This is a genomic window from Sorangium sp. So ce887 (assembly GCF_051521455.1).
Taxonomy (GTDB): domain Bacteria; phylum Myxococcota_A; class Polyangia; order Polyangiales; family Polyangiaceae; genus Sorangium.
Genome location: NZ_CP150354.1, coordinates 7,282,883 through 7,305,858, shown reverse-complemented (window position 1 = coordinate 7,305,858; position 22,976 = coordinate 7,282,883). Strand labels below are relative to the sequence as shown.

The 22,976-nt window shown below is 70.5% G+C and carries 14 protein-coding genes; 9 read left to right on the top strand and 5 right to left on the bottom strand.

Annotation, left to right across the window (positions count from 1 at the left end):
* Positions 1-179: 179 nt before the first annotated feature.
* Together WMF36_RS27030 and WMF36_RS27025 are read left to right on the top strand one after the other, a co-directional pair.
* Positions 180-3,116 (top strand): carboxypeptidase regulatory-like domain-containing protein, encoded by a 2,937-nt coding sequence (locus WMF36_RS27030; RefSeq protein WP_437573648.1) that lies wholly within the window; start codon positions 180-182, stop codon positions 3,114-3,116.
* An 80-nt stretch (positions 3,117-3,196) separates the two neighbouring features.
* The gene (locus tag WMF36_RS27025) at positions 3,197-4,618 is read left to right on the top strand and encodes a T9SS C-terminal target domain-containing protein (RefSeq protein WP_437573647.1); all 1,422 of its coding nucleotides are present in this window, start codon (positions 3,197-3,199) and stop codon (positions 4,616-4,618) included.
* Between the two features lie 128 nt (positions 4,619-4,746).
* On the opposite strand, the gene WMF36_RS27020 is transcribed toward WMF36_RS27025, so the two are convergent.
* A complete protein-coding gene (locus tag WMF36_RS27020) occupies positions 4,747-5,394 on the bottom strand; it encodes a hypothetical protein (RefSeq protein WP_437573646.1) in 648 nt (215 codons plus the stop codon).
* Positions 5,395-5,600: 206 nt separating this feature from the next.
* On the opposite strand from WMF36_RS27020, the gene WMF36_RS27015 reads away from it, so the two are divergent.
* Both WMF36_RS27015 and WMF36_RS27010 read left to right on the top strand, forming a co-directional pair.
* Positions 5,601-6,995, top strand: a complete 1,395-nt coding sequence (locus tag WMF36_RS27015) for a sigma 54-interacting transcriptional regulator (protein WP_437573645.1) — start codon at positions 5,601-5,603, stop codon at positions 6,993-6,995.
* A gap of 1,013 nt (positions 6,996-8,008) precedes the next feature.
* A complete protein-coding gene (locus WMF36_RS27010; RefSeq protein WP_437573644.1) occupies positions 8,009-9,325 on the top strand; it encodes a GRAS family protein in 1,317 nt (438 codons plus the stop codon).
* A gap of 166 nt (positions 9,326-9,491) precedes the next feature.
* Here the strand turns inward: WMF36_RS27010 and WMF36_RS27005 are convergent, their stop codons facing one another.
* The 3 genes from WMF36_RS27005 to gltB are packed head-to-tail and all read right to left on the bottom strand — an operon-like array spanning position 9,492 to position 16,530.
* Positions 9,492-10,481, bottom strand: a complete 990-nt coding sequence (locus WMF36_RS27005; protein WP_437573643.1) for an MDR/zinc-dependent alcohol dehydrogenase-like family protein — start codon at positions 10,479-10,481, stop codon at positions 9,492-9,494.
* A gap of 9 nt (positions 10,482-10,490) precedes the next feature.
* On the bottom strand, positions 10,491-11,930 hold the full coding sequence (locus WMF36_RS27000) for a glutamate synthase subunit beta (RefSeq protein ID WP_437573642.1): 1,440 nt from the start codon (positions 11,928-11,930) through the stop codon (positions 10,491-10,493).
* The gene (gene gltB / locus WMF36_RS26995; protein WP_437573641.1) at positions 11,923-16,530 is read right to left on the bottom strand and encodes a glutamate synthase large subunit; all 4,608 of its coding nucleotides are present in this window, start codon (positions 16,528-16,530) and stop codon (positions 11,923-11,925) included. The genes WMF36_RS27000 and gltB overlap by 8 nt, the downstream gene beginning before the upstream one ends.
* Positions 16,531-16,760: 230 nt before the next feature.
* On the opposite strand from gltB, the gene WMF36_RS26990 reads away from it, so the two are divergent.
* Together WMF36_RS26990 and WMF36_RS26985 are read left to right on the top strand one after the other, a co-directional pair.
* Positions 16,761-17,600 (top strand): metallophosphoesterase family protein, encoded by an 840-nt coding sequence (locus WMF36_RS26990; RefSeq protein ID WP_437573640.1) that lies wholly within the window; start codon positions 16,761-16,763, stop codon positions 17,598-17,600.
* Positions 17,601-18,341, top strand: coding sequence for a 4'-phosphopantetheinyl transferase family protein (locus WMF36_RS26985; protein WP_437573639.1), 741 nt, complete (start codon positions 17,601-17,603; stop codon positions 18,339-18,341).
* Positions 18,342-18,371: 30 nt separating this feature from the next.
* On the opposite strand, the gene WMF36_RS26980 is transcribed toward WMF36_RS26985, so the two are convergent.
* On the bottom strand, positions 18,372-19,982 hold the full coding sequence (locus tag WMF36_RS26980; RefSeq protein WP_437573638.1) for a metallophosphoesterase: 1,611 nt from the start codon (positions 19,980-19,982) through the stop codon (positions 18,372-18,374).
* A gap of 267 nt (positions 19,983-20,249) precedes the next feature.
* Here WMF36_RS26980 and WMF36_RS26975 point away from each other — a divergent pair, with 267 nt between their 5' ends.
* Genes WMF36_RS26975 through WMF36_RS26965 form a run of 3 tightly spaced genes read left to right on the top strand, consistent with a single transcriptional unit; the run spans position 20,250 to position 22,860 of the window.
* The gene (locus WMF36_RS26975) at positions 20,250-21,482 is read left to right on the top strand and encodes a YncE family protein (RefSeq protein WP_437573637.1); all 1,233 of its coding nucleotides are present in this window, start codon (positions 20,250-20,252) and stop codon (positions 21,480-21,482) included.
* The gene (locus tag WMF36_RS26970) at positions 21,479-22,225 is read left to right on the top strand and encodes a c-type cytochrome (RefSeq protein ID WP_437573636.1); all 747 of its coding nucleotides are present in this window, start codon (positions 21,479-21,481) and stop codon (positions 22,223-22,225) included. The genes WMF36_RS26975 and WMF36_RS26970 overlap by 4 nt, the downstream gene beginning before the upstream one ends.
* 8 nt (positions 22,226-22,233) lie before the next feature.
* Positions 22,234-22,860, top strand: a complete 627-nt coding sequence (locus WMF36_RS26965; RefSeq protein WP_437573635.1) for an endonuclease III domain-containing protein — start codon at positions 22,234-22,236, stop codon at positions 22,858-22,860.
* The last annotated feature ends 116 nt before the right edge of the window (positions 22,861-22,976 follow it).

The window sequence follows — 22,976 nt, the reverse complement described above, 5'->3', positions numbered from 1 at the left end:
CCCGATGCGGCGCTGACAGGGCGCGCGCGGGGCCGACGCCCGAGGGCGCGCTCGCGGCGCGGTGCACAGGAGCGGGCGGCGGGGAGCTGGCTCTCCGCTCTCCTCATCGACGGGCGCAGGTGCGCCCAGCCATCGGATCGACAGGCGCGCCCGAGCTCGGGGCGTGAAGGGACAGGTGCATGAATCGCAGAAGGATCTCGGGGGTAGTCGCAGCGCTCGTGGCGCCGCTTTGCTGGGGGGCCACGGCCCTCGCCCAGGGCGACCCTGGAGCGACCGCGCCGCCGCCCGAAGGCGCGGGGACCCCGGCCGGCGCCCCGGCGGCGGAGGACGCCGCGGGGATCGACGAACCGAGCCCGTCGCGCCTGCCGCCGGCGGGGAAGGGCGCCGTGTGGGGCGTCGTCACGGACACCGCCACGAAGGAGCCCCTCCTCGACGCCCAGGTGTCGGTCGTCGGGACGAAGCTCAAGGCCATCGCGGATCTCGACGGCCGCTATCGCCTGGAGCTCCCGCCGGGGAGCTACCAGCTTCGGATCTGGTACGAGGCGTACAGGCCCCAGCGCGTGCAGGACGTGCGCGTGACCGCCGGGCAGGTGAGCCAGATCGACGTCGGCCTCGATCCGGATCAGCAGGCGGAGGAGGTCATCGAGGTCGAGTTCGAGCCGGAGCGGGCGAGCGTCGCGGCGCAGCTGCTCATCCGGAAGAACGCGGCTCACGTGGGCGACGCGGTCGGCGCGAAGGAGATCGCGAAGACGCCCGATCGCAACGCCGCGGAGGCCGCGAAGCGCATCGTCGGAGCGACCGTGGTCGACAGCAGATACGTGTACGTGCGCGGCCTGGGCGAGCGCTACACGAACGCCCTCTTGAACGGCGCCCCGCTGCCGAGCCCCGAGCCCGACCGGCAGGCCGTCCCGCTGGATCTCTTCCCGTCGCTCGTCCTCAGCGACATCACCGTCGTCAAGACGTTCACCCCCGACATCCCCGGCGATTTCGCGGGCGGCTCGGTCCAGATCAACACGCGTGAGCTGCCGACCAAGTTCCTCTTCCAGGCCTCGCTGTCGCTCGGACTGAACAGCCAGGCGACGTTCCGGGATCGCCTGAGCTACGCCGGATCGGGCACCGACTGGCTCGGCATCGACGGAGGCGCTCGCGCGCTCCCCAGCGAGATCCCCGAGTACAAGGTGGTGCGCCTCGGCCCCAAGCCGGGCGGCGGCACGCTCTCGAGGGACGAGATGACGGCCTATGGTAGGGCCATCAACTCGTCGATGGCGACGACGCGGTCGTTCACCCCGCCGAACGGGAGCGGCAGCGTGGTCGTCGGCGACACCCTGAAGCTCGGCGGCGAGCAGCGCCTCGGCTACATCGCCACGCTGAGCTACGGCCGGAAGTTCTCTCCGCGCGTCGACGAGCTCACCGGCACCTTCGTGCCCGACCCGCAGGGCGGCGAGGCTCGCTCCGTCAGCGACATCAGCACGGGAAGCATCCGTGATCAGGTGTCCTGGGGCAGCTTCGCCAGCGTCACCTACAACCCGGACCAGAACCACAAGGTGACGATCACCGGGCTTCACAGCCGCTCGTCGGAGGACCTGGCCAGCGAGGCCGGCGGGAACCCCACGGACGGTAGCAGCGCGTTTCGCGACACGCTGCAGCGGTTCATCTCACGATCCCTCACCCTGGGTCAGCTCCAGGGGGAGCATCGCTTCGGGGCGCTGGACGGCGGGACCCTCGACTGGAAAGCGTCGATCTCCCTCGCGTCGTCGGACGAGCCCGATACGAGGGAGACCGTCTACATCAGGGACGACACGAGCGGCGCCTTCTCGTGGGATGAGGGCACGTTGAGCGGCGCGCACTTCTTCAGCGATATGACGGACGCGAACTACGGCGGGCAGCTCTCCTACACCCAGCCTCTCGTCCGCGGGGACACCCCGACCCGGCTGAAGCTGGGGGGTCTGGTCAATTTTCGAGAGCGCGAGTTCAACGCGCGCCGGTTCCGATTCAAGCAGCGCCCGGGATCGGACCCGACGCTCCTGCGTCAGGAGCCGGGTCAGCTGTTCTCGGACGAGAACATCGGCACGGTGCTTGAGCTGGAGGAGATCACGCGCGAGACCGACTCCTACACGGCGAACGGCGATCTCTATGCGGGTTACGTGATGACCGACGCCGCCATCACACGATGGCTTCGCGTGGTGGTCGGCGCGCGGATCGAGGCCTCCTCGCTATCGCTGAGGGCGTTCGACAGGTACTCCCCAGAGAACCCCGAGATCAAGGCCGAGAGCGACAAGGTCGATCTCTTGCCCGCGGCCAACGTCATCGTCAAGGCGAGCTCGAGTTCGAACGTCAGGCTCGGCGTGTCCAGGACGCTGGCTCGGCCACAGCTCCGCGAGCTCAGCCCGTCCTTGTATCAGGAGGGGTACAGCGGGAGGGAGGCGCAAGGCAATCCCGACCTCGAACGGACCAGCGTCGTGAACGGCGATCTCCGCTTCGAGATCTTCCCGACGGCCGGTGAGGTGGCCGCGGTCAGCGTCTTTTACAAGCACTTCCAGGATCCGATCGAGGAGATCCTCTTCCCGAACGGCAGCAGAGGCAGGCTCAGCTACGTGAACGGAGACACCGGCTATGTCGCCGGGGTCGAGCTCGAGCTCAGGAAGGGCTTGGGCTTCATCGCCCCGCTCCTGCGGGAGGTTACCGCGCTCGGCAACATCACGTTCGTGCAGTCGGAGGTGACGGTCGATCCCGAGGCCAACGCGGGGGGGGTCACCATCCAGAGCAACCCGACGCACCCGCTCCAGGGGCAATCCCCCTTCGTCGTGAACCTGGGGCTCGACTACGCCGGAGAGTCGACCGGCACGAGCGCCCGCCTCCTCTACAACCTGTTCGGCGCCCGGCTCAAGAGGGTGGGCAGCAGAGGGCTGGAGGACGAGTACGAGCAGCCGCGGCATCAGATCGACCTGACCGTCGCCCAGCGCCTCGGTGAGCATGTCGAGCTGAAGCTGGCCGGTGAGAACCTCATCGACGCTCCTGTCCTCGTCACGCAGGGGAAAGAGGGCGGCGAGGACAAGATCGTCAGCCAATACAGTGTTGGGACGACTGTGACGTTGAGCGCGGCGCTCACCTACTGAGCATATGCCATTGAATCGTCACGCGGCGATCGTCGCGATTTTGCCTGCCTGCTCCATGTTGGTTCAGGAGGTAGACTAATATGCGTACATTCAAAATTGCCTTGGTTTGCGCCTCGGCGCTCTCCGTCGCGGCGCTCGCCGCTTGCGGCGACGACGAGTCGATCGCCCCGTCCACGTCCAGCTCCTCGTCCACGAGCGGCTCCGGCGGTGGCGATGGCGGCGCCGGTGGTCGTGGTGGTGGCGGCGGCGGTGGTGGTGGTGGTGGTGGTGCCGATTGCGCCGCCCCGGTGGAGGTCACCGAGGCGATCACCGACGACGCGACGTGGACCGCCGACAAGTGCTACCTCATGAAGGGGATCGTCTTCGTCGAGTCCGGCGCCACGCTGACCGTCGAGCCCGGCACGACGATCATGGGCGAGAAGGTGAGCCTCGCGACGCTGGTCGTGAAGCCCGGCGCGAAGCTCCACGCCAAGGGCACCGCCGACAAGCCCATCGTGTTCACGAGCCAGGGCGAGAAGGGGGACCGCGCCGCGGGCGACTGGGGCGGCGTCATCCTGCTCGGCGAGGCGCCCATCAACGTCGAAGGCGGCAAGTCCGCCGTCGAGGGCATCACCGGCGAAGGAACCGAGTACGGCGGCGATAAGCCGGAGGACAACAGCGGTGTCCTCGAGTACGTGCGCATCGAGTACAGCGGGATCCTGCTCTCTCAGGACAACGAGGTGAACGGCCTCACCTTCGCCGGGGTGGGCTCCGGGACGACGGTCGATCACGTGATGGTCCACCACACGCTCGACGATTGCTTCGAGTTCTTCGGCGGCACCGTCAACGCGAAGCACCTCATCTGCGCGCAGAACGGCGACGACGGCATCGACTGGGACCTCGGCTACGTCGGCAAGCTCCAGTTCATCGCGGTCCAGCAGGATCCGTCGGTGGCCGACGACACGAACGGCTTCGAGGGCGACAACGACGCCGACTCGTCGATCAACACGCCGGTCAGCGAGCCGACGATCTACAACGCGACCCTGTGCGGCAAGAACAAGGACGTCGACAAGCAGCAGTACGGCATGCTGCTCCGCCACTCGACGAAGGCCCATATCTTCAACACCATCGTGACCGGCTTCGAGGCGGGGGTGGACCTCCGCGACGAGCTCACCGAGGTCGAGCTCGCGAGCTCGATCTTCTTCGGCAACATCGCGGGGAACATCGCCCACGTGGAGAACGACGCGAACGAGACCACCGAGTCGAAGCTGGATGACGACGACGACGCGGGAGCGGACGAGATCGCGTGGTTCGAGGGCGAGGCGTCCAACAGCGTCGAGGATCCGGGGCTCGCCGACTGCTTCGCCACGACGCCCGACTTCCGGCCGGCGGCCACGCTCTCCGAGAACGCGGCGACGCCGCCCGACGACGGCTTCTTCGACGCGGAGGCGAGCTACATCGGCGCCTTCGAGGCGGATGACACCTGGGCGACCGGCGCCTGGGTCTCGTTCGACGCGAACTGACGCCGCGCCGTCCACGCGGGCGCCTCGTCGCGTGACGGGCGGACAGGATCCGTAACGAGAGAAATGACGAAGGCCGGCTCTTCAGCCGGCCTTTATCGTCTCCATCATCACGCCTCCGCCGCAGGCGCTCAGCGCACCCGCGGCGTGAACCCGGACACACTGCTCCGGTGCTCGCTGCATACGCCTCGCGCGTCCGGGTTGTCCTTGAATGACACCCTCCCGCACACTTCACAGATGCAGAGGTGTGCGCGATAGAACTCGCGATCGAGCAGGATGTCGGCGGCGAGCAAACTGAGCACAATGTCGCCCAGGAAGTCGATCTCGCGCGGCGAGGCGACCCAGACGGGACGGCCGCCGACCGCGGCCCGGCGGACCCTGCCCCCGTAGATCGCCGCGTTCAGGAATCGATCGTCGGCGACGGGAGCGATGAGGCCCCGGAGCGCCGTGATGACGCGACCGCGGGCCTTGTGGATCAGCTCCTCGAGGTTGCTGCCGCCGTCGGCGCGCGGGTCGAGCATGACGGGCGTCGCGCCGGGCTCGCGCACGATCTGCGGGCGCTTCATCAGGCCCGGGGTCACGAGGTGGTCCACGAACCAGTCCTGGAGGTCCTTGAGCGTCCACTCGGAGGCCGGCCACTCCAGGAACTCGAGCGCGCCGCGGAGGCCGCTGATGCTCTGGAGGCCGGGATGGGTAGGGAAGCTCGGCAGGGTGCGGGATGTGTGCAGACGCCGGGGTGAGCGGCGGCCCGCGTCGTCGATGTTGCGGCCGGAACCCATGTTCACCTCGAGGGCGGACCCCCGGTCCCGATGGATGCGAGCTCTTGCAGAGGCCACCATGCCGACAAAACAAGCACAACTCGTGCCGAGCCTGGCGAACGGGAGGACCTTGATTTACCAGGAGTTCTGCCCTGGTAACCCGAAGCGACCGATGGGATGGCCGGCCACTGGCCGGCCAGGTTCTTGAACAGGTAAGATAGATCCTGATGGACCACTCCACCGTCCGCGTCTCGGTCCCCCCGGAGGCCTCGGTCGCCGAGCCTGTTCCCGGTATCGTGCTGATTTTCTCGGGGGATCAGCCGCGATGCGCGCCGATCCCCCTCGATCGTGGCGCCGTGGTGCTGGGGCGCGGGGGCGTCGCCGGCGTGCCCCTGGTGGATGACTCGCTCATGTCGCGGCGACACGCCCGCATCGCGTACGACGGGGCCGCCTGGACCGTGGAGGACCTCGGCAGCACCAACGGGACATCGGTCAACGGCGAGCCCATCCGCGGCGAGGTCCGGAGGGAGGCGATCCAGATCGTCGGCGCGGGGACGTCGGTGTTCCTCGCGCTCGCCGACATCCGGAGCTTCTCGCGCGGGGGCGTGCAGATCGAGAAGGAGAGCGTCCTCGGGCCCAGGCTGCAGCTGGTCTACGACACCATCCTCCGCGCCGCGGCCGCGGGCGACAGCCTCCTCGTGACGGGCGAGAGCGGTACGGGCAAGGAGCTCGCGGCGCGCGCCTACCACGAGGCAGGGCCGCAGGCGCGCGGGCCGTTCGTGGCCGTCAACTGCGCGGCCATCCCGGAGGGCCTGGCCGAACGGCTCCTCTTCGGCGCCCGGCGCGGCGCCTACTCCGGCGCGACGCACGACACCGAGGGCTACGTGCAGGCCGCCCACGGGGGCACGCTCTTCCTCGACGAGGTGGCCGAGCTCGACGCGGCCGTCCAGGCGAAGCTGCTGCGGACGATCGACACCCGGCAGGTGCTCGAGCTCGGCGCGGTCGCGCCTCGCCCGGTGCAGATCCAGATCTGCGCCGCGACACACGACCTGCGCGCGCGGGTCGCCCAGGGCCGCTTCCGGGACGATCTCTACTACCGCATCGGCCGGCCCGAGGTCCGGCTCCCGCCGCTCCGTGAGCGCACCGAGGAGATCCCCTGGCTGCTCACGCAATGCGCGAAGGCGGTCGGCACGGCCTACGGCAAGGCGCCGCCGACGATTCACCATTCAATGATCCTCGCGTGTGCGATGCGCCGCTGGCCAGGGAACCTGCGCGAGTTCGTCGGCGAGGCCCGGCGCGCCGTGACGCGCGCGCTCGACGAGGGCCGGCGCTCGGTCGAGGCCAAGGATCTCGACCCGCTCGCGGGTATCGGGCTGGGCCCGGAGACGCTGGAACCGCGCACCCGGCAGGCGAGCAGCGATGTGAGGCCGGGCCCTTCGCGCGCGAGCCAGGCGCCGCCCGAAGATGAGATCGCCGAGGCGCTTCGCCTCGAGCGAGGCAATGTGTCTCGCGCGGCCAGCAGGCTCGGCGTGCACAGGAATCGAATTCGGCGCTGGCTAGAGAAGAATGGCGTGGATCGCTCCCACTTCGCCGAGGGGAGCGATCTGTCCGATAACGACTGAGCAGCTCACCGACTTCGTAAGCACAAGTACAGGATCACGTCAATGACGACACCGCATCGATGGAAAGCGTTTGCCCACCGCGCTGCGCTTCGATGACGAAGTCGCTCCGGGCGTAGGCTGCTGAGGCCGCCAGGACGTTCGTTCCATACATTGCCTCCAGCAAGCCCTCTGTTCCCCCGGGCGATTGCTGGGCCGCGGCGCCGCTCCTCTCCGGCGAACCAAGCCCTGCCGTCGAGGAGGCAGGTCGTCGCAGGGTTGCCTCCATCCGGCGACGCAACGCTGGCTCGATCGACCGAGCGCCCATGTATAGGGACTTTACAGACGTGGTGTTGCGGGTTGTAATATAGTGTGTAAGCCCCGTCTCCCAGCGAGGTGCTGTCACGACCACGGTCAAGTCAACGCGTCCGGCGCGCGCGCGGCGCGCCAGGTCGGAGGGCGCGATGCGCTCTAAAGAATGCAGCGGTAAGGTGTGCCGTGTGCTGCGCGGCGCGCCGCGCGCGTCATCGCGCCGCGCGCGAGCCACCAGGTCCGCGACGTCGAGGCCGCGCGCATCGCGGTCCGCCCGCGCCCCGCGGCGGGCGGGGACTCCTTCCTGGGGGGCGGCGGCGGTCGCCTCGTGCGGTGCCTACGAATGCCTACGTCTGCCGCCAGAAGGCAGGTTCGGACGGCGCGAGGCGCGCGAAGAAGGGAGCGCGATGCACAATCATGATCTTGGACTTGACCGGACGAGCGGCTTCATCGATGTACAGAGAGTTGTCTGTCGGGCCCTCGTGCGAGCTCAGGTCCCGTCGCGTCATGGGCGTGCGCTGCGCTTCGCAGCGTTACCGCGGGCGCGCGGCCGCCGAACGCCTGCTCCCGGCTCGCCGTCGGGCTCTCCCGCAGCGACATCAGCAAACATTGAAACCCCCGGCTCCTGCGAGGTGATCGACGTCATGCGTTCGCGCTTGAACCCGGCCGATCGCGGAGAGCCCAGCCAGGACGGCGGGCTGCCTGGTTGAACAGCCCTGGACACCATGAACGCGATCCGTAGACACGCATCGGCCGAAGAGGCGTCTGTCAGCCTACGAGAGCACATCGAGGGGCCGACCAGCTCGGCCGCGTCCGGCCCCGGGCTCGGACAGCAGCCAAGCTCGGGTACCCGGCAGACCCACTCCCGGCGCCGCCCGTTCCTGAGCCGCCTGCTGGCGGCGGGCGAGGCGATCGACGCGGGGGATGGCGAGAGCGCGAGGGCCCTCTTGGAGGGCATCCTGCGGGCGGAGCCCGATACGGGGGACGCCTCGGAGCGCATTTCAGGTGTGTTCGGCCGAGCGTTGCTCGCTCGCCTGGACGGAGATCGCTCCGGCGACGGCAACCTCTACCTGCGCAGCGCTGGACCGCGGGACATGCTCGCGGCGTTTCAGCTGCTCGTGCACGCGACGCCGCTCATCCGTTTCGGATACCTCAGCGCGAACGCGGCGATCGTCGAGGCGTTCCAGGACGAGCGGGAGATCCACGTCATCGACATCGGCGTCGGGGGCGGTACCCAGTGGCCGTTCCTGCTACATCGGCTGGCGACGCGGCCCGGCGGCCCGCCGCGGGTCCGGTTGACCGGGATCGACCTGCCGTGCCGGGGCCCGGATCCCGAGCAGCGGCTGCGCTGGGCGGGCGCGTTCATCGGGGGATGGGCGGAGCGGCTGAAGGTCCCCTTCGAGTTCCACGGCGTCGCGTCCTCGGTGGAGCGCGTCGACTGGAGCCGTATTGCGTCCCGCGCGACGGCGCCCATCGCCGTCAATGCGGCGTTCGCATTGCACCACGTACCCGACGCCTCGGTGCACGCCACCGCGAACCGCGACACCATTCTCACGCGGATCCGCGCGCTGTCACCGCGCGTGCTGACGCTCGTCGAGCCGGACGTGGAGCACAACGCGCTGCAGTTCCTCCCGCGCCTCTCCGAGGCGATCGGCCATTACTATGCGGTATTCCAGGCGCTCGAGGCGCTGCTCCCGCCGCACATCGCCGCGCGCGAGACCATCGAGCAGGTCTTCTTCGGTCAGGAGGTGATGAACGTGGTGGTGGGCGAGGGGTCGGCGCGGGTCGAGCGGCACGAGCGCCGTGGCGCCTGGCAGCGCCGCCTCCGCATGAACGGCTTCGAGCCGCTGCGCGTCTCCCAGCACGAGCCGCCGGTCCGCGGAGGGCTGCGCCTCAGCCAGGGGTTCGACGTCCGGACGGACGAGCCGGCGCTGCTGCTCATGCGCAACGGGGTGTCCATCGTGTCCGCGTCGGCGTGGCGCCCGCGGCCGGTGCCGCCGCCATCGCGGTTCATCTCCGGGCTGTTCCGCCGGGCCGGCTGAGCGCTCGCTTGTCGAGGACGCCCGCGGCGCGGGCCTCGTGCGAATCGTCCGCTGAGCGGTCGTTGTGGTGTGGGCTGTTGTTGGCGCTCATGGCTGCTCCGTGCCCGGTCGGGGGGATTGGCCGGCGCTCTGAGTGAAAGTGCCACCGCCGAGCTCAGGGATGAGCTCAGCGGGTCACGAGCACCTTGAGGGCGCCCGGCGCAGCCGCGGCCCGCAGCGCCTCCTCGGCGCGCTCCAGCGGGAGGCGGGCCGACACGAGCGAGCGGACGTCGACGGTCCGGCCCTCGAGGGCGCGCAGGGCTGGATCGAACAGCCCGCAGCGCGAGCCGACCACGGTGATCTCGTGGACGACGAGGTCCGCGAGGTGGACGCTGGAGAGCCCGGCGACCGTGCTCTTCAGCACGAGCGTGCCCCGCGGCCGGGTCGCGCGGACCGCCCTCGTGAAGCCCTCGGCCGTGCCGGTGGCCTCGACCACGAGCTCGGCCGGCTCGCCGGCCCAGGCGCCCTGCGGAGGCGCGGCGTCGGTGTCGACCGGCGCGACCGGGCGAAAGAGCTCGGTCGCGATGCCCTGCGCGCGCAGCAGGGCGAGCTTCTCCTCGTGCTTGCCGACCGCGAGGACGCGGGCGCCGGCCTGGTGCAGCACCTGGGCGATGAGCAGGCCGAGCTTCCCGTCGCCGAACACGAGCGCCGAGGTGCCCGGCGCCACGCGCACTTGCTCCAGGATCGCGAACGCCGCCGCGAGCGGCTCCGTGAACACCGCCTCCTCGTCGTCCACCCGGTCGTCCACGGCGTGGAGGTTCGCCACGGGCACCGCGACGCGCTCCGCCAGCGCGCCGTCGGCGCCGACGATGCCCATCACCGTGCGCGCCGGGCAGTGCCGCCCCAGCCCGCGCGCGCACGTGCTGCAGCGGCCGCACGCGAAGTTGATCTCCCCGACCACGCGGCGGCCGCGCCAGGCGGCCGGCCCGTCCACGACCTCCCCGACGAACTCGTGCCCGAGCGTGCCGCGGAAGCCCATGTAACCCTTGGTGATTTCGAGATCCGTGTTGCAGATCCCCGCGCACCGCACCTCGACCACGGCCATGCCGGCCGTGATCGAGGGCGGGTCGCGGTCGATGACGCGCGCCGCCGTGCCGTCCCAGACCAGCGCTCGCACGGGCGAGCTCTAGCCTGCCGCGAGCGCCAGCCGGCGCTTCGCCGCCTGCATCAGGTACGCGTCGACCGCCTCGGCGGCCTTGCGCCCCTCCGCGATCGCCCACACGACGAGGCTCTGGCCGCGCGACATGTCGCCGGCGGCGAAGACGCCCTCCACGCTCGTGCGCCCGCCCGGCGCCTTCACGTTGCCGCGCTGGTCCATCGCGACGCCGAGCTGCTCGATCAGCCCCTCGCGCTCGGAGCCGACGAAGCCCATCGCGAACAGGACGAGCTCGCACGGGATCTCGAACTCGCTCCCCGGGACCGGCACGAACTTCCCGCCTTCCAGGCTCACCCGCGCCGCCTTGAGGGCGCGCACGTGCCCGTGCTCGTCCCCGAGGAACGCGGTGGTCGAGACCGACCAGTCGCGCTCGCCGCCCTCCTCGTGCGAGGACGACGAACGGAGGATGAGCGGCCACGCGGGCCACGGGTTCGTCAGGGAGCGCTGCTCGGGCGGGCGGGGGAGGAGCTCGAGCTGCGTCACGTGCGCCGCGTTGTGCCGGTGGCTCGTGCCGAGGCAGTCCGAGCCGGTGTCGCCGCCGCCGATGACGACCACGCGCTTGCCCGTCGCGAGGATCGCCTCGCTGTCGGGGATCACGTCGCCGGCGACCCGCTTGTTCTGCTGCGTCAGGAAATCCATCGCGAAATGGACGCCCTTCAGCTCCCGGCCCGGCACCGCCAGGTCGCGCGGCCGGCGCGCCCCGCCGCAGAGCACGATGGCGTCGTACTGCTCGCGCAGCGCGTCGCCGGTGATGTCGACGCCGCAGTGGACGCCCGTGCGGAAGGTCACCCCCTCGGCCTGCATCTGCTCCATGCGGCGGTCGATGAGGTGCTTCTCCATCTTGAAGTCGGGGATGCCGTAACGGAGCAGGCCGCCGATGCGGTCGTCGCGCTCGAAGAGCGTCACGTCGTGCCCCTTGCGCGCGAGCTGCTGCGCGGCCGCGAGGCCGGCCGGCCCCGACCCGATCACCGCGACCTTCTTGCCCGTGCGCTGCTTCGCGATGACCGGCACGACAAGGTTCCGCTCGAAGGCGCGATCGGCGACGCCGCGCTCGACGTTCTTGATCGTGACCGGCTTGCCCTCGATGTTCAGCACGCACGCCGCCTCGCAGGGCGCCGGGCACACGCGCCCGGTGAACTCGGGGAAGTTGTTCGTCGCGTCGAGCGCCGCGATCGCCTCGGGGAGGCGCTCGCGGAACATGTGATCGTTCCAGTCGGGGATCAGGTTCCCGAGCGGACACCCGTCGTGACAGAACGGGATGCCGCAGTCCATGCACCGCGCCGCCTGATCGCGCAGCTCGGGATCGGGGATCGGGAGCTCGAACTCCTGCCAGTCGTTCAAACGCTCGGAGACGGGTCGCTTCTTGATGTCGACCCGCTGGATCTCGAGGAAGCCTCGTACCTTACCCATGGGCGGCCGACCTCTCTCCCGTGCTCGCGGGGCCCGCGTTGGCGGGGATGTAACGTCCAGTGGAAACGTAGGGGGTGGAGGGTGAAAGGAGGGACACGATCCCGTCCGTCGCGTCGGCCCCGTTCGTCGCGGGCGACGCCGCGGCCTCGAGGGCGCGCCGGTACTCGCTCGGGACGACCTTCACGAACTTCGACAGGACGGCCTGCCAGGAGTCGAGCAGCTCGGTCGCCTTCCGGCTGCCCGTGCGCCGCACGTGCTCCTCGAGCAGCGCCCGCACCGACTCGGCGTCGGACGCGGTCATCGTCTCGAGCTGCACCATCTCCTTGTTGCAGCGCGCCTCGAAGAGCGCGTCCTCGTCGAAGACGTAGGCGAGCCCGCCGCTCATGCCGGCCCCGAAGTTGCGGCCGGTGGTGCCGAGGATGATCACGGTGCCGCCCGTCATGTACTCGCAGCCGTGGTCGCCCACGCCCTCGACGACGGTGGTGGCCCCGCTGTTCCTGACCGCGAAGCGCTCGCCGGCGCGGCCGTTGAAGAACGCGCGGCCGCTCGTCGCGCCGTAGAGCACGACGTTGCCGACGATGACCTGGTCGTCCGGCTTGAACGGCGCCTCGCGCGGCGGGCGCACCGCCACCACGCCGCCCGAGAGGCCCTTGCCGACGTAATCGTTCGCGTCGCCCTCGAGCTCGAGCGTCATGCCCCGCGAGGCGAAGGCGCCGAAGCTCTGGCCGGAGCTGCCGGTGCACTTCACCACGATGCTGTCCTCGGGCAGCCCGACGCCGCCGTGGCGGCGCGCGATCTCACCGCTCAGCATGGCGCCGAGCGTCCGGTCCGAGTTCCGCACGCGGGTCTCGATGACGACGGGCGACCCGCCGTCGATCGTGGCGCGCGCCTGCTCGATCAGCCTGAGGTCGAGCACCCGGTCGAGCTTGTGGTCCTGCGGCTCGACGCAGTGGTTCGGGCTCGTGAGGGCCTCCTTCGGGCGGTAGAGCACCTCGGAGCAGTCGATCTTCCTCGCCTTCGCGTGGAGCCCGGTGCGCCGCTGCACGATGCAGTCGGAGCGCCCGACCATCTCGGTCAGGGTGCGGAAGCCCAGGCTCGCCATGATCTGCCGGAGCTCCTCCGCCACGTAGAAGAAGAAGTTGATGACGTGCTCCGGCGCGCCCGTGAACTTCTTGCGGAGCTCCGGGTCCTGCGTGGCGATGCCGACCGGGCAGGTGTTGAGGTGGCACTTGCGCATCATGATGCAGCCCGCCGCGACGAGGGGCGCCGTGGAGAAGCCGAACTCCTCGGCGCCGAGCAAGGCGGCGAACGCCACGTCCCGGCCGGTCATCAGCTTGCCGTCGGTCTGCACGATGGCGCGGCCGCGGAGCCCGTTCATCACGAGCACCTGGTGCGCCTCGGCGAGCCCGAGCTCCCACGGCACGCCCGCGTGGTGGATCGACGTGAGCGGGGAGGCGCCGGTGCCGCCCGAGTCGCCGCTGATCAGCACCACGTCGGCGTGCGCCTTCACGACGCCCGCGGCGATGGTGCCGACGCCCGCCTCGGCGACGAGCTTCACGCTGATGCGCGCCTTCGAGTTGATGTTCTTCAGGTCGAAGATGAGCTGCGCGAGATCCTCGATCGAGTAGATGTCGTGGTGCGGCGGCGGCGAGATCAGCGTCACGCCGGCGGTCGAGTGGCGCACCTTCGCGATCACCGCGTCGACCTTGTGGCCCGGGAGCTGGCCGCCCTCGCCGGGCTTGGCCCCCTGCGCCATCTTGATCTGCAGCTCGTCGGCGTTGACGAGGTACTGGGCCGTGACGCCGAACCGCCCCGACGCGACCTGCTTCACCGCGCTCCGCTTCGAGTCGCCGTTCGGCAGCCGGAGGAAGCGCCCCGGGTCCTCGCCGCCCTCGCCGGTGTTCGACCGCGCACCGATGCGGTTCATCGCGACGGCGAGGGTCTCGTGGGCCTCCTTCGAGATGCTGCCGAAGGACATGGCGCCCGTGGCGAAGCGCCTGACGAGCGAGGTAGCGGGCTCGACCTCCTCGATCGGCACCGGCGGGCCGACGGGCTTGAAGTCCCACAGCCCGCGGAGCGACATCGGGTGCTCGTGCTGCTCGTTGATGATCGCGGAGTACTCGGCGTAGCTCTTCGCGTCGTCGAGGCGGACCGCCCGCTGGAGCGTCGAGATCGACTGCGGCGTCCAGAGGTGCCGCTCGCCGAACACGCGGAAGTGGTGGTGGCCGCCGACGTCGAGGTGCGCGCGCGCCCGCTCGCCGTACGCCGCCTGGTGGCGGGCGAGCGTCTCCTCCGCGATCTCGCGCAGCCCGACGCCGCGGACGCGCGACGCCGTGCCGGTGAAGTACGCGTCGATGACGAGCTGGTCGACGCCGATCGCCTCGAAGATCTGCGCGCCCTGGTAGCTGGAGAGCGCGCTGATCCCCATCTTGGACATGATCTTCAGGATGCCCTTCTTGAGCGCCTTCACGTACCGCGAGCTCGCCGCCGGGGGCGACAGGTCGGGGCCGAGGGTCTTGTCGCGGCACATCGCCGCGATCGACTCGAACGCGAGGTACGGGTTCACCGCGCCCGCGCCGTAGCCGATGAGCAGCGCCATGTGGCCGACCTCGCGCGCCTCGCCGGTCTCGACGATGATGCCGGCGCGCGTGCGCGTCCCCTCGTTGATGAGGTGGTGGTGCACGGCGCCCGTCGCGAGCAGGCTCGGGATGGGGGCGAGCGTCTCGTCGATGCCGCGGTCGCTCAGGATGAGGATGCTCGCGCCGTCGGCGATCGCGCGGCTCGCGTCCTTGCAGAGCTTGGCGAGCGCGTTGCGCAGGTTGTCCTCCGGGTCACCGTCGACCGAGAAGTACATCGGCAGCGTGGCCGCGCGGAAGTCGGGGAAGACGTTCTTGCGCAGCTTGGACAGATCGTCCTGCGTGAGGATCGGGTGCGGCAGCTCGAGCATCCGGCACTGGCGGGGCGTCTCCTCGAGGAGGTTGCCCTCGCCGCCGACGCAGCTCACGAGCGACATCACGATCTCCTCGCGGAGCGGGTCGACCGGCGGGTTGGTGACCTGCGCGAACAGCTGCTTGAAGTAGCGGAAGAGCAGCTGGGGCTTCTCGGAGAGGACGGCGAGCGGGATGTCGACGCCCATCGAGCCCACCGGCTCCTCGCCGAGGGTGGCCATCGACGCGAGGATCATCCGCAGGTCCTCCTCGGTGTAGCCGAACGTCTGCTGCAGGGACCGGAGGTCCGCGTGCGGGATGGTGTAGAGGCTCGGCACGTCCTCGAGGGCGCGCAGGTCGATCTTGTTCTCGGCGACCCACGCCGCGTACGGCTTCTGCGTCGCGACCCGGCGCTTGATCTCGTCGTCGCTGACGACGCGCCCCTCGCTCGTGTCGACGAGGAACATCTTGCCCGGCTGGAGGCGCCCCTTCTGGATGACGCGCGCCGGCTCGATGTCGAGCACGCCGAACTCGCTCGCGAGCACGACGAGCCCGTCGCCCGTCACGACGTACTTCGCCGGGCGCAGCCCGTTGCGGTCGAGCGTCGCGCCGATCAGCTGGCCGTCGGTGAAGCACAGCGCCGCGGGGCCGTCCCAGGGCTCGATGAGGCAGCCGTGGTACTCGTAGAACGCCTTCTTCTCGGCCGACATGTCCGGGTCGTGCGCCCAGGCCTCCGGCACGAGCATCATCATCACGTGCGGCAGCGACCGGCCGCTCGCGAGCAGGAAGTCGACAACGTTGTCGAGCGCGGACGAGTCGGACCCGCCGGCCCGGATGATCGGCTTGAAGTCCTCGATCGCGTTCGCGAACACATCGCTCTTGAGCAGCGCCTCGCGCGCCGACATCCAGGCGGTGTTGCCGCGCACCGTGTTGATCTCGCCGTTGTGCGCGATGACCCGGTACGGGTGCGCGCGCTCCCACGTGGGGAAGGTGTTCGTCGAGAAGCGCGAGTGCACCATCGCGAGCCGCGACACGGCGCGCTTGTCGGACAGATCGGGGTAGAACGCCGCGACCTGCTCCGCGAGCATCAGGCCCTTGTAGACGACGGTCCGCGATGAACAGGAGGCGATGTAGAAGTCATCGGAGTGGGCGGTGCGGCCGGCGCGCTTGCGGACCGCATAGAGGACCTGCTCGAAGGACTGGCGAGGCGCGACCCTGCCGATGAACAGCTGGCGGATCGCGGGGCGCGAGTCGCGCGCGACCGGGCCGATCGCCGCGTCGTCGATGGGGACGTCGCGCCAGCCGAGGACGCGCTGGCCGTGATGCACGACCGCGGCCTCGAGGATCGCCTCGCACTGGCGGCGCCGGGACGGGCTCTGCGAGAAGAACACCGTCGCGACGGCGTAGTCGCCGGGAGGAGGCAGCGCGATGCCCACGGCAGCCAGGGATGCGGCGTACAGCTCGTGCGGGATCTGGAGGAGGACGCCCGCGCCGTCGCCGGTGCAGGGGTCGCAGCCAGCGGCGCCGCGATGGGTTAGATTTTCGAGGATCTCGAGCGCTTGGCAAACGACCTCGTGCGTCGCTTCACGGCGGAGCGTGGCGACGAATCCGAGACCGCAGGCGTCGTGTTCGAAAGCCGGATCGTAAAGACCTTGTCGTTGGGGCAGAGGCATGGTGCTGACTTCACACGCGCGTAGCACATGTGGCACAAGGATTGGAGCCCTAGTTAATGCGGCGCGCCAGTACCCGCCGAATCGGGCGCAAAACCGGGGGAGCGGTCCCCCCTCCGCGGCCCGGATGGGCCGGGGGCGGGCGGCGCTCGGCAGTGGACGCCCGTCGCCGCCCGTGGTGTGGGTGGGGCTGGCCGGCTTGCTGGCCCGTCCACCGGCGACGTGTCATTCGGATGAAGCTCTTCGCGCTCAGTGATCTCCACGTCGGTTATGCGGAGAACCGGTGCGCCATCGAGCGCATGACGCCGCGGCCGAACGACTGGCTCATCCTCGCTGGCGACCTCGGGGAGACGGAGCAGCACCTGCTCTACGTGCTCGATACCCTGGGCCCGCGGTTCAAGCAGCTCGTGTGGGCGCCGGGCAACCACGAGCTCTATACGGTGCCGAGTGAGCGCGGCGCGCCGCGCGGCCGGGCTCGCTACGATCGGCTGGTCGAGCTATGCCGGAGCCGCGGGGTGATTACGCCGGAGGACCCTTACGTGCTTTGGGAGGGCGAGGGCGGGCCGCACGTGCTGGCGCCGATGTTTCTGCTCTATGACCACAGCTTCCGGCCGGCCGGCGTGGCCGAGCGCGACGCGGTGGCGTGGGCGATGCAGAGCGGCGTCCTCTGCATGGACGAGGAGCTGCTCGACCCGGCCCCGTACGCGAGCCGGCCTGCGTGGTGCCGGGCCCGCCTCGCCGAGACCGAGGCGCGACTCGCCGCGATCGAAGACCACCCCACGGTGCTCATCAACCACTTCCCGCTGCGGGAAGAGCTCGTGCGCCTGTGGCGCATCCCGCGCTTCTCGATCTGGTGCGGGACGCGGCGCACGCACGATTGGCACACGCGGTTCCGCGCGCGGGTGGTCGTCTCAGGGCACCTCCACATCCCCCGCACCGACTGGATCGACGGTGTTCGTTTCGAGGAGGTGTCGTTCGGCTACCCGCGCCAGCGGCCCGCCGGGCTCACCGTCGACAGCTGCCTGCGCGAGATCCTGCCGGGGCCCGCGGACGCGGCTCCGCTGGGGGCGTAGATGATCGAGATCGGTCCCGGCACCGCGCACCTCTGGTACGTCTTCTCCGAGCCGGTCTGCGACGAGGCGCTGCTCGCGGCGTACCACCGGCTGATGGCGCCGGACGAGGCGGTGCAGCAGGCGCGCTTCCTGTTCGCCGAGAACCGGCACGAGTACCTGCTCACCCGCGCGCTCGTGCGCACGGTCCTCTCGAAGTACGCGGACGTCGCGCCCGAGGCATGGACGTTCGTCCGGAACGAATTTGGTCGGCCGCAGATCGCGGGGCCGCCGGGCGTGCCGCCGCTCCGGTTCAACTTGTCCAACACGCGGGGGCTCATCGCATGCCTGGTCGCGCTGGACCGCGACGTGGGGGTCGACGTCGAGGACACCGAGCGATCGAGCAGCGCGGTGGACATCGCCGACCGCTTCTTCTCGCCCATCGAGGTGCGCGCGCTGCGCGCCCTGCCGAAGGAGGCGCAGCGCGCGCGCTTCTTCGAGTACTGGACGCTCAAGGAGTCGTACATCAAGGCGCGCGGGATGGGGCTCGCGATCCCGCTCGACCAGTTCTCGTTCCACCTCGACGACGGGCCGGCGATCGGCATCTCCTTCGATCCGCGGCTCGGCGACGATCGCTCGGCCTGGCAGTTCGCGCTCTACCAGCCCTCGGCGCGGCACAGGATGGCCGCCGCCATCCGCACGGGAGGCGAGCCTCCGCTGTCGATCGAGCTCCGGGAGACGGTGCCGCTGCGCGACGGCGGATGAGCGGCGGCGCGGGCCGCCCGCGCGGCGCGGTCAGTCCGGCCGCTCGATCGAGAGCTCGACGTTGCGCCACGACGGCGCGCCGCTGCCGTCGCGGCCGAAGCCGGAGGTGACGTCCACGACGGCCCGGCGCCGCCCCTCGGCGGCGACCGGGTCGTCGTCGACGGCGTAGTCGAGGGCGACCCCCCGGATGGCGGCGAAGCCGTTGTCCTCGTCCCAGATCTCGATGACGCGGACCTGGTGGGGGTAATCGGAGAGCGCGGAGGTCTCGAGCTCCCAGTACGCGTGCCCGCCGCTCGGCGTCACCGGGGTCACCCGGTGCACGTGCGTGTGGCCCGCGAGGTGGAGGAGCACGTTGTCGTAGCCGCCGACGAGCGCCTGCCACGCCTCGACGCTGAGCGCGCCGGGCACGACGGGGGTGCCCGTCGCGGCGAAGGAGCCATCCCCGAGCAGGCGCGACGCGTGGTGGGACGCGAGGACGACCCACCTGCGATCGCGCTGCGCTCGGTCGAGCGCCGGGCGGATGAACCGCTCGACGTCGTCCTCGAGGAGCACGCCGTTCGGGCCTCCGGTCTCGGCGGCCGTGTCGAGCACGAGGACGCGGAGGGGCGTGTCCTTCACGTCGAACTCGTAGAACGCCTTCCCGTACGCCTGCTCGTCGGGCCCGATCCCGTGCCCATCGCCCGTCGCCGCCAGCTGATCGAGCAGCGCGGGGCGGCTCAGGAGCGCTCGCCTCGGGTCGGGCACGACCTCGCCGGTGACCACCGGACCGCCGGGGAGCGACCAGTCGCGCGTCCCGCCGTCCGAGAGGCTCCCCGTCACGAGCTCGGCGCGGGTGTCGACCGGGAAGTTCCCCTGGTGCAGGACATCGTGGTTGCCGGTCACCCAGCGCCACGGCATGAGCAGCCCCTCGGCGAAGAACGGGTCCTTGGGATCGTTGTCCGGGCCCTGGACGGGATCGTCGTCGTCGCCCGAGTCGCACTCGACGCGCTCGGCGCCGTCGAGGATGGCCGTGAACCACGCGATCTCGTTCGTCTGCGCGCTGTCGGCGTTGTCGCCGCCGAGCAGGACGAAGTCGATCGGCGTGCTCCGGTGGAACGCGTTGATGGTGCGGACGGCGGCGTTGAGGATCCGGCACTCGTGCCCTTCCTGCGGGCGGAACGCCGACGCGAAGGGGCCGGGCCCGTCGAAGATCGCGAGCCGCGCGGGCGACTCGTCGTCGGCGAGCTGGGTATCGGCGAGGTGCACGAACCGCGTCAGCAGCTTCGGGCGCGGGCCGCGCGGCGGCGGGGGCGTGCCGTCGAGCGTCGCCGGCGCGAGCGGCTGTCCCGGCCCGATCTCGAGCTCGCCGTAGCCCTCGGCGAGCATCTGCTCGATCTCCACCGGCACCGCGGGGTTCCTGGCCGGCGGATCGATCACCGCGGTGCGCGGCACGAGGGTGCGCTCGGTCGTCAGCGGCGGCGCGCCCGCGAGCGCCGGCAGCGGCGTCGGCGCAGGCAGGGGCGCGGGCTCGACGGACTCCTCCGCCGCGCAGGCCGCGAGCGCAAGGAGGAAGACCGCCGCGGGGCGACCTCCGCGCGCGCGTGTGCGGAGCGATCGGTCGGGCTCCGCCGTTCTCGTGCCCACAGCTCGTGTCTGGCTCATCGCTTCCTTACATGACAAGACAGCAGCGCCCGATCAAGAAATGTTCATTCAGGCGGTATCGTCCTTGCTGACGGCCGGCATCGACAAAGAAACGAGAGTTTCCGGAATGCGTGTTAACTACCCCACGTGTTCCGGGGGTCGCCGCGGAGCGTCACGTGGATGAGCACGGGCGGACTGAACCATGGTAGGGCGGAGCCGCGGCCAGCGCGCCGGCTGCTGCTAGGATGCGGCGCGTCCGGGCTCCGGGCGCCCCTTTCGAGGTCATCCATGGTCATTTCGCGATTCCTGGGCTGCGCCCTCGCGGCGGCGGCGCTGGTGGGCTGCAGCGAGCCCGATCCCCTCATCGAGACCCATTACGGTGCTTATGAGGGGGACGCCTATCCGGACCGGCGTCCGGAGATCGTCGTTCCGGAGGGGGGAATGGGTGTGGTCACCGATAGCCGCTCCGACACGCTCTCCCTCATCTCGCTCGCGACGGGAGAGCGGTTCGGTGTTTACCCTGTGGGCCGCGATCCGGTGACGCTCGACGGGCCTCATCATGTCGCCGTGGACGCCCCGGGAAACGCGCTCTATGTCGCGCTGTCGTACCCTGTCCTCGCCGGCACGATCGGCCCCCACGCGACCCACGGATCGAGCGCGGTGGCCGGCTATGTCCAGAAGCTCGCGCTCGACGACATGCGCGTCCTCGGACAGGTGCGCGTCGAGCCCAACCCGGGCGACATCGTGATCTCCGAGGATGGCAGCCGCATCGTCGTCTCTCATTACGATCTCAAGCGCGTGCTCGACAATCCGGGGGACATCGAGGCGGCGCGCTCGTCCCTCGCGGTGATCGACGCCGACGCCGTCCTGCCCACGGGCTCGGCCGCGCCGAGGCTCATCCCCGTCTGCATGGCCGCGCACGGCATCGTCCTCTCGCGCCCGGACGCCGCCCGCGCCTACGTCGCCTGCTATGGCGAGGATGTCCTCGCGATCGTCGACCTGACGGACCCGGACGCCGAGGTGAAGCGCGTCCCCGTCGGACCGAGCCCGCGCATCGCCAACCCCACCTACGGGCCCTACGCCGCCGTCATGTCGCCCGATCAGAAGACCATCGCCGTGAGCAACATAGAGACGAGGGACGTGCGCTTCTTCGATGTCGCGTCGGAGACGTTCGACGAATCCCGCACCATCCCCGTGATCGGCGCGCCCTACTTCGTCGCGTGGACCCCCGACGGGAGCCGCATCTACCTGCCGACGCAGGTGCCCGACGCGATCGCGCTGATCGGCGTGGCCCCGGGCGACGACGACATCGTCTCACGGGAGCTCTCCGGGGAATGCTTCAGGCCGCACCTTGCGGATCTCGACGAGGAGCACGGGCTCTTCCTCGTCTGCGAGGGGGATCAGACCGAGACCCCCGGCAGGGTGCTCCGGCTCGATCCCGAGACGCTGGAGACGCGCAGCGACACCGAGGTGGGCCTCTATCCCGACGCGTTCGCGCGCGTCGCCGCGGGGGCGCGATGAAGGCGCTCTCCGGCGCACCGGCCGCGCTCGCCTGCGCGGCGCTCCTCTGCGGTTGCACGGGCGATCCCGAGACGAAGATCGTCGACGCGACGGCCGTGGAGCACGGCGCGGCGCTCTTCCGGGATCCCTCGATCGCGGAGACGCGCTTCAATCGCTATGCATGCTCGACGTGCCATGAAGCGATCGCCGGCGAGGCGGGGGGCGCCATGCTCCCCGGCGCCCCGCTCGCCGGCGCCCTCGCGCGCCCGCACTACTGGGGCGGGCAGGAGGTCGATCTCCTCGGCGCGATCAACCATTGCCTCTATTTCTTCATGACCAAGGATCTGCCCTGGACCGCGGACGACCCCGCTGCACAGGCCATGTACGCCTACCTGGAGTCGCTGCCCAGCGACGGCGACGCGGCCGAGGCCGTCCCGTTCACGCCGATCTACACGTTGAGCGAGCCGCCGCCCGGCGACCCGGGGCGGGGCGAGCTCATCCACGATCGCGCCTGTGCCTCGTGCCACGGGCGCGCTCGTTCGGGGGAAGGGCGGCTCGTCGAGCGGGCCCCGGCGCTGCCGGACCGGACGCTCGAGGAGCACCCGTTCGGCGAGTACACGGAGCGCGAGCGGCTGATGGTCTTCGTCGAGAAGGTCCGGCACGGCTCCTTCATCGGCTACGGCGGGCAGATGCCGCCGTTCTCCGCCGAGGTCCTCTCCGACGAGGAGCTCGGCGATCTCCTGTCGTTCTACGGGCTGCTCTGACATCCACCGTGAAGCGCGCCGAGAAAGCCGCGAGGATCGGCGAGGTCCTCGACCGGTTGTACCCGCAGCCGGCCATTCCGCTGTTCCACGAGGATCCGTATTCGCTGCTCGTGGCGGTGATGCTCAGCGCGCAGACGACGGACAAGATGGTCAACGCCGTGATGCCGGCGCTCCTCGCGCGCGCCCGGACGCCCGCGGAGATGGCGGCGGTGCCGGCCGAGGAGATCGCCGGGCTCATCCGGAGGATCGGGTTCGCGCCCACGAAGGCGAGGCGCCTGAAGGCGCTGAGCGAGCGGATCGCGATCGAGCACGGCGGCGTCGTCCCCGCCTCGTTCGAGGCCCTGGAGTCCCTGCCGGGGGTCGGTCACAAGACGGCCTCGGTGGTCATGGCGCAGGCCTTCGGCCATCCCGCCTTCCCGGTCGACACCCACATTCACCGGCTCGCGTTCCGCTGGGGCCTGTCGTCCGGAAAGGACGTCGTCGAGACGGAGCGCGACCTCAAGCGCACGTTCCCCCCCGAGCGGTGGAACAAGCTCCACCTGCAGCTCATCTACTTCGGCCGCGAGCACTGCCCGGCGCTGCGCCACGACATGGCCGGCTGCCTCATCTGCAGCTGGGCCGCGCGCCGGCGTTGAGCGGCGGCGGCGGGCCCGGGCCAGCGGCGGACCTATCGTGCCCGGGGACGCGACAGGCTATCCGGAGCGCCGGCGGCCGTCAAGCAGGGAGCACCGCTCCGGCGGCGTCATGAGGC

What these genes read in the sequence shown, in the direction of transcription:
- WMF36_RS27030 (WP_437573648.1), top strand. Translation starts at nt 180, where the DNA reads ATGAATCGCAGAAGGATCTCGGGGGTAGTCGCAGCGCTCGTGGCGCCG.
- WMF36_RS27025 (WP_437573647.1), top strand. Translation starts at nt 3,197, where the DNA reads ATGCGTACATTCAAAATTGCCTTGGTTTGCGCCTCGGCGCTCTCCGTC.
- WMF36_RS27020 (WP_437573646.1), bottom strand. Translation starts at nt 5,394, where the DNA reads ATGGGTTCCGGCCGCAACATCGACGACGCGGGCCGCCGCTCACCCCGG.
- WMF36_RS27015 (WP_437573645.1), top strand. Translation starts at nt 5,601, where the DNA reads ATGGACCACTCCACCGTCCGCGTCTCGGTCCCCCCGGAGGCCTCGGTC.
- WMF36_RS27010 (WP_437573644.1), top strand. Translation starts at nt 8,009, where the DNA reads ATGAACGCGATCCGTAGACACGCATCGGCCGAAGAGGCGTCTGTCAGC.
- WMF36_RS27000 (WP_437573642.1), bottom strand. Translation starts at nt 11,930, where the DNA reads ATGGGTAAGGTACGAGGCTTCCTCGAGATCCAGCGGGTCGACATCAAG.
- gltB (WP_437573641.1), bottom strand. Translation starts at nt 16,530, where the DNA reads ATGCCTCTGCCCCAACGACAAGGTCTTTACGATCCGGCTTTCGAACAC.
- WMF36_RS26990 (WP_437573640.1), top strand. Translation starts at nt 16,761, where the DNA reads ATGAAGCTCTTCGCGCTCAGTGATCTCCACGTCGGTTATGCGGAGAAC.
- WMF36_RS26985 (WP_437573639.1), top strand. Translation starts at nt 17,601, where the DNA reads ATGATCGAGATCGGTCCCGGCACCGCGCACCTCTGGTACGTCTTCTCC.
- WMF36_RS26980 (WP_437573638.1), bottom strand. Translation starts at nt 19,982, where the DNA reads ATGAGCCAGACACGAGCTGTGGGCACGAGAACGGCGGAGCCCGACCGA.
- WMF36_RS26975 (WP_437573637.1), top strand. Translation starts at nt 20,250, where the DNA reads ATGGTCATTTCGCGATTCCTGGGCTGCGCCCTCGCGGCGGCGGCGCTG.
- WMF36_RS26970 (WP_437573636.1), top strand. Translation starts at nt 21,479, where the DNA reads ATGAAGGCGCTCTCCGGCGCACCGGCCGCGCTCGCCTGCGCGGCGCTC.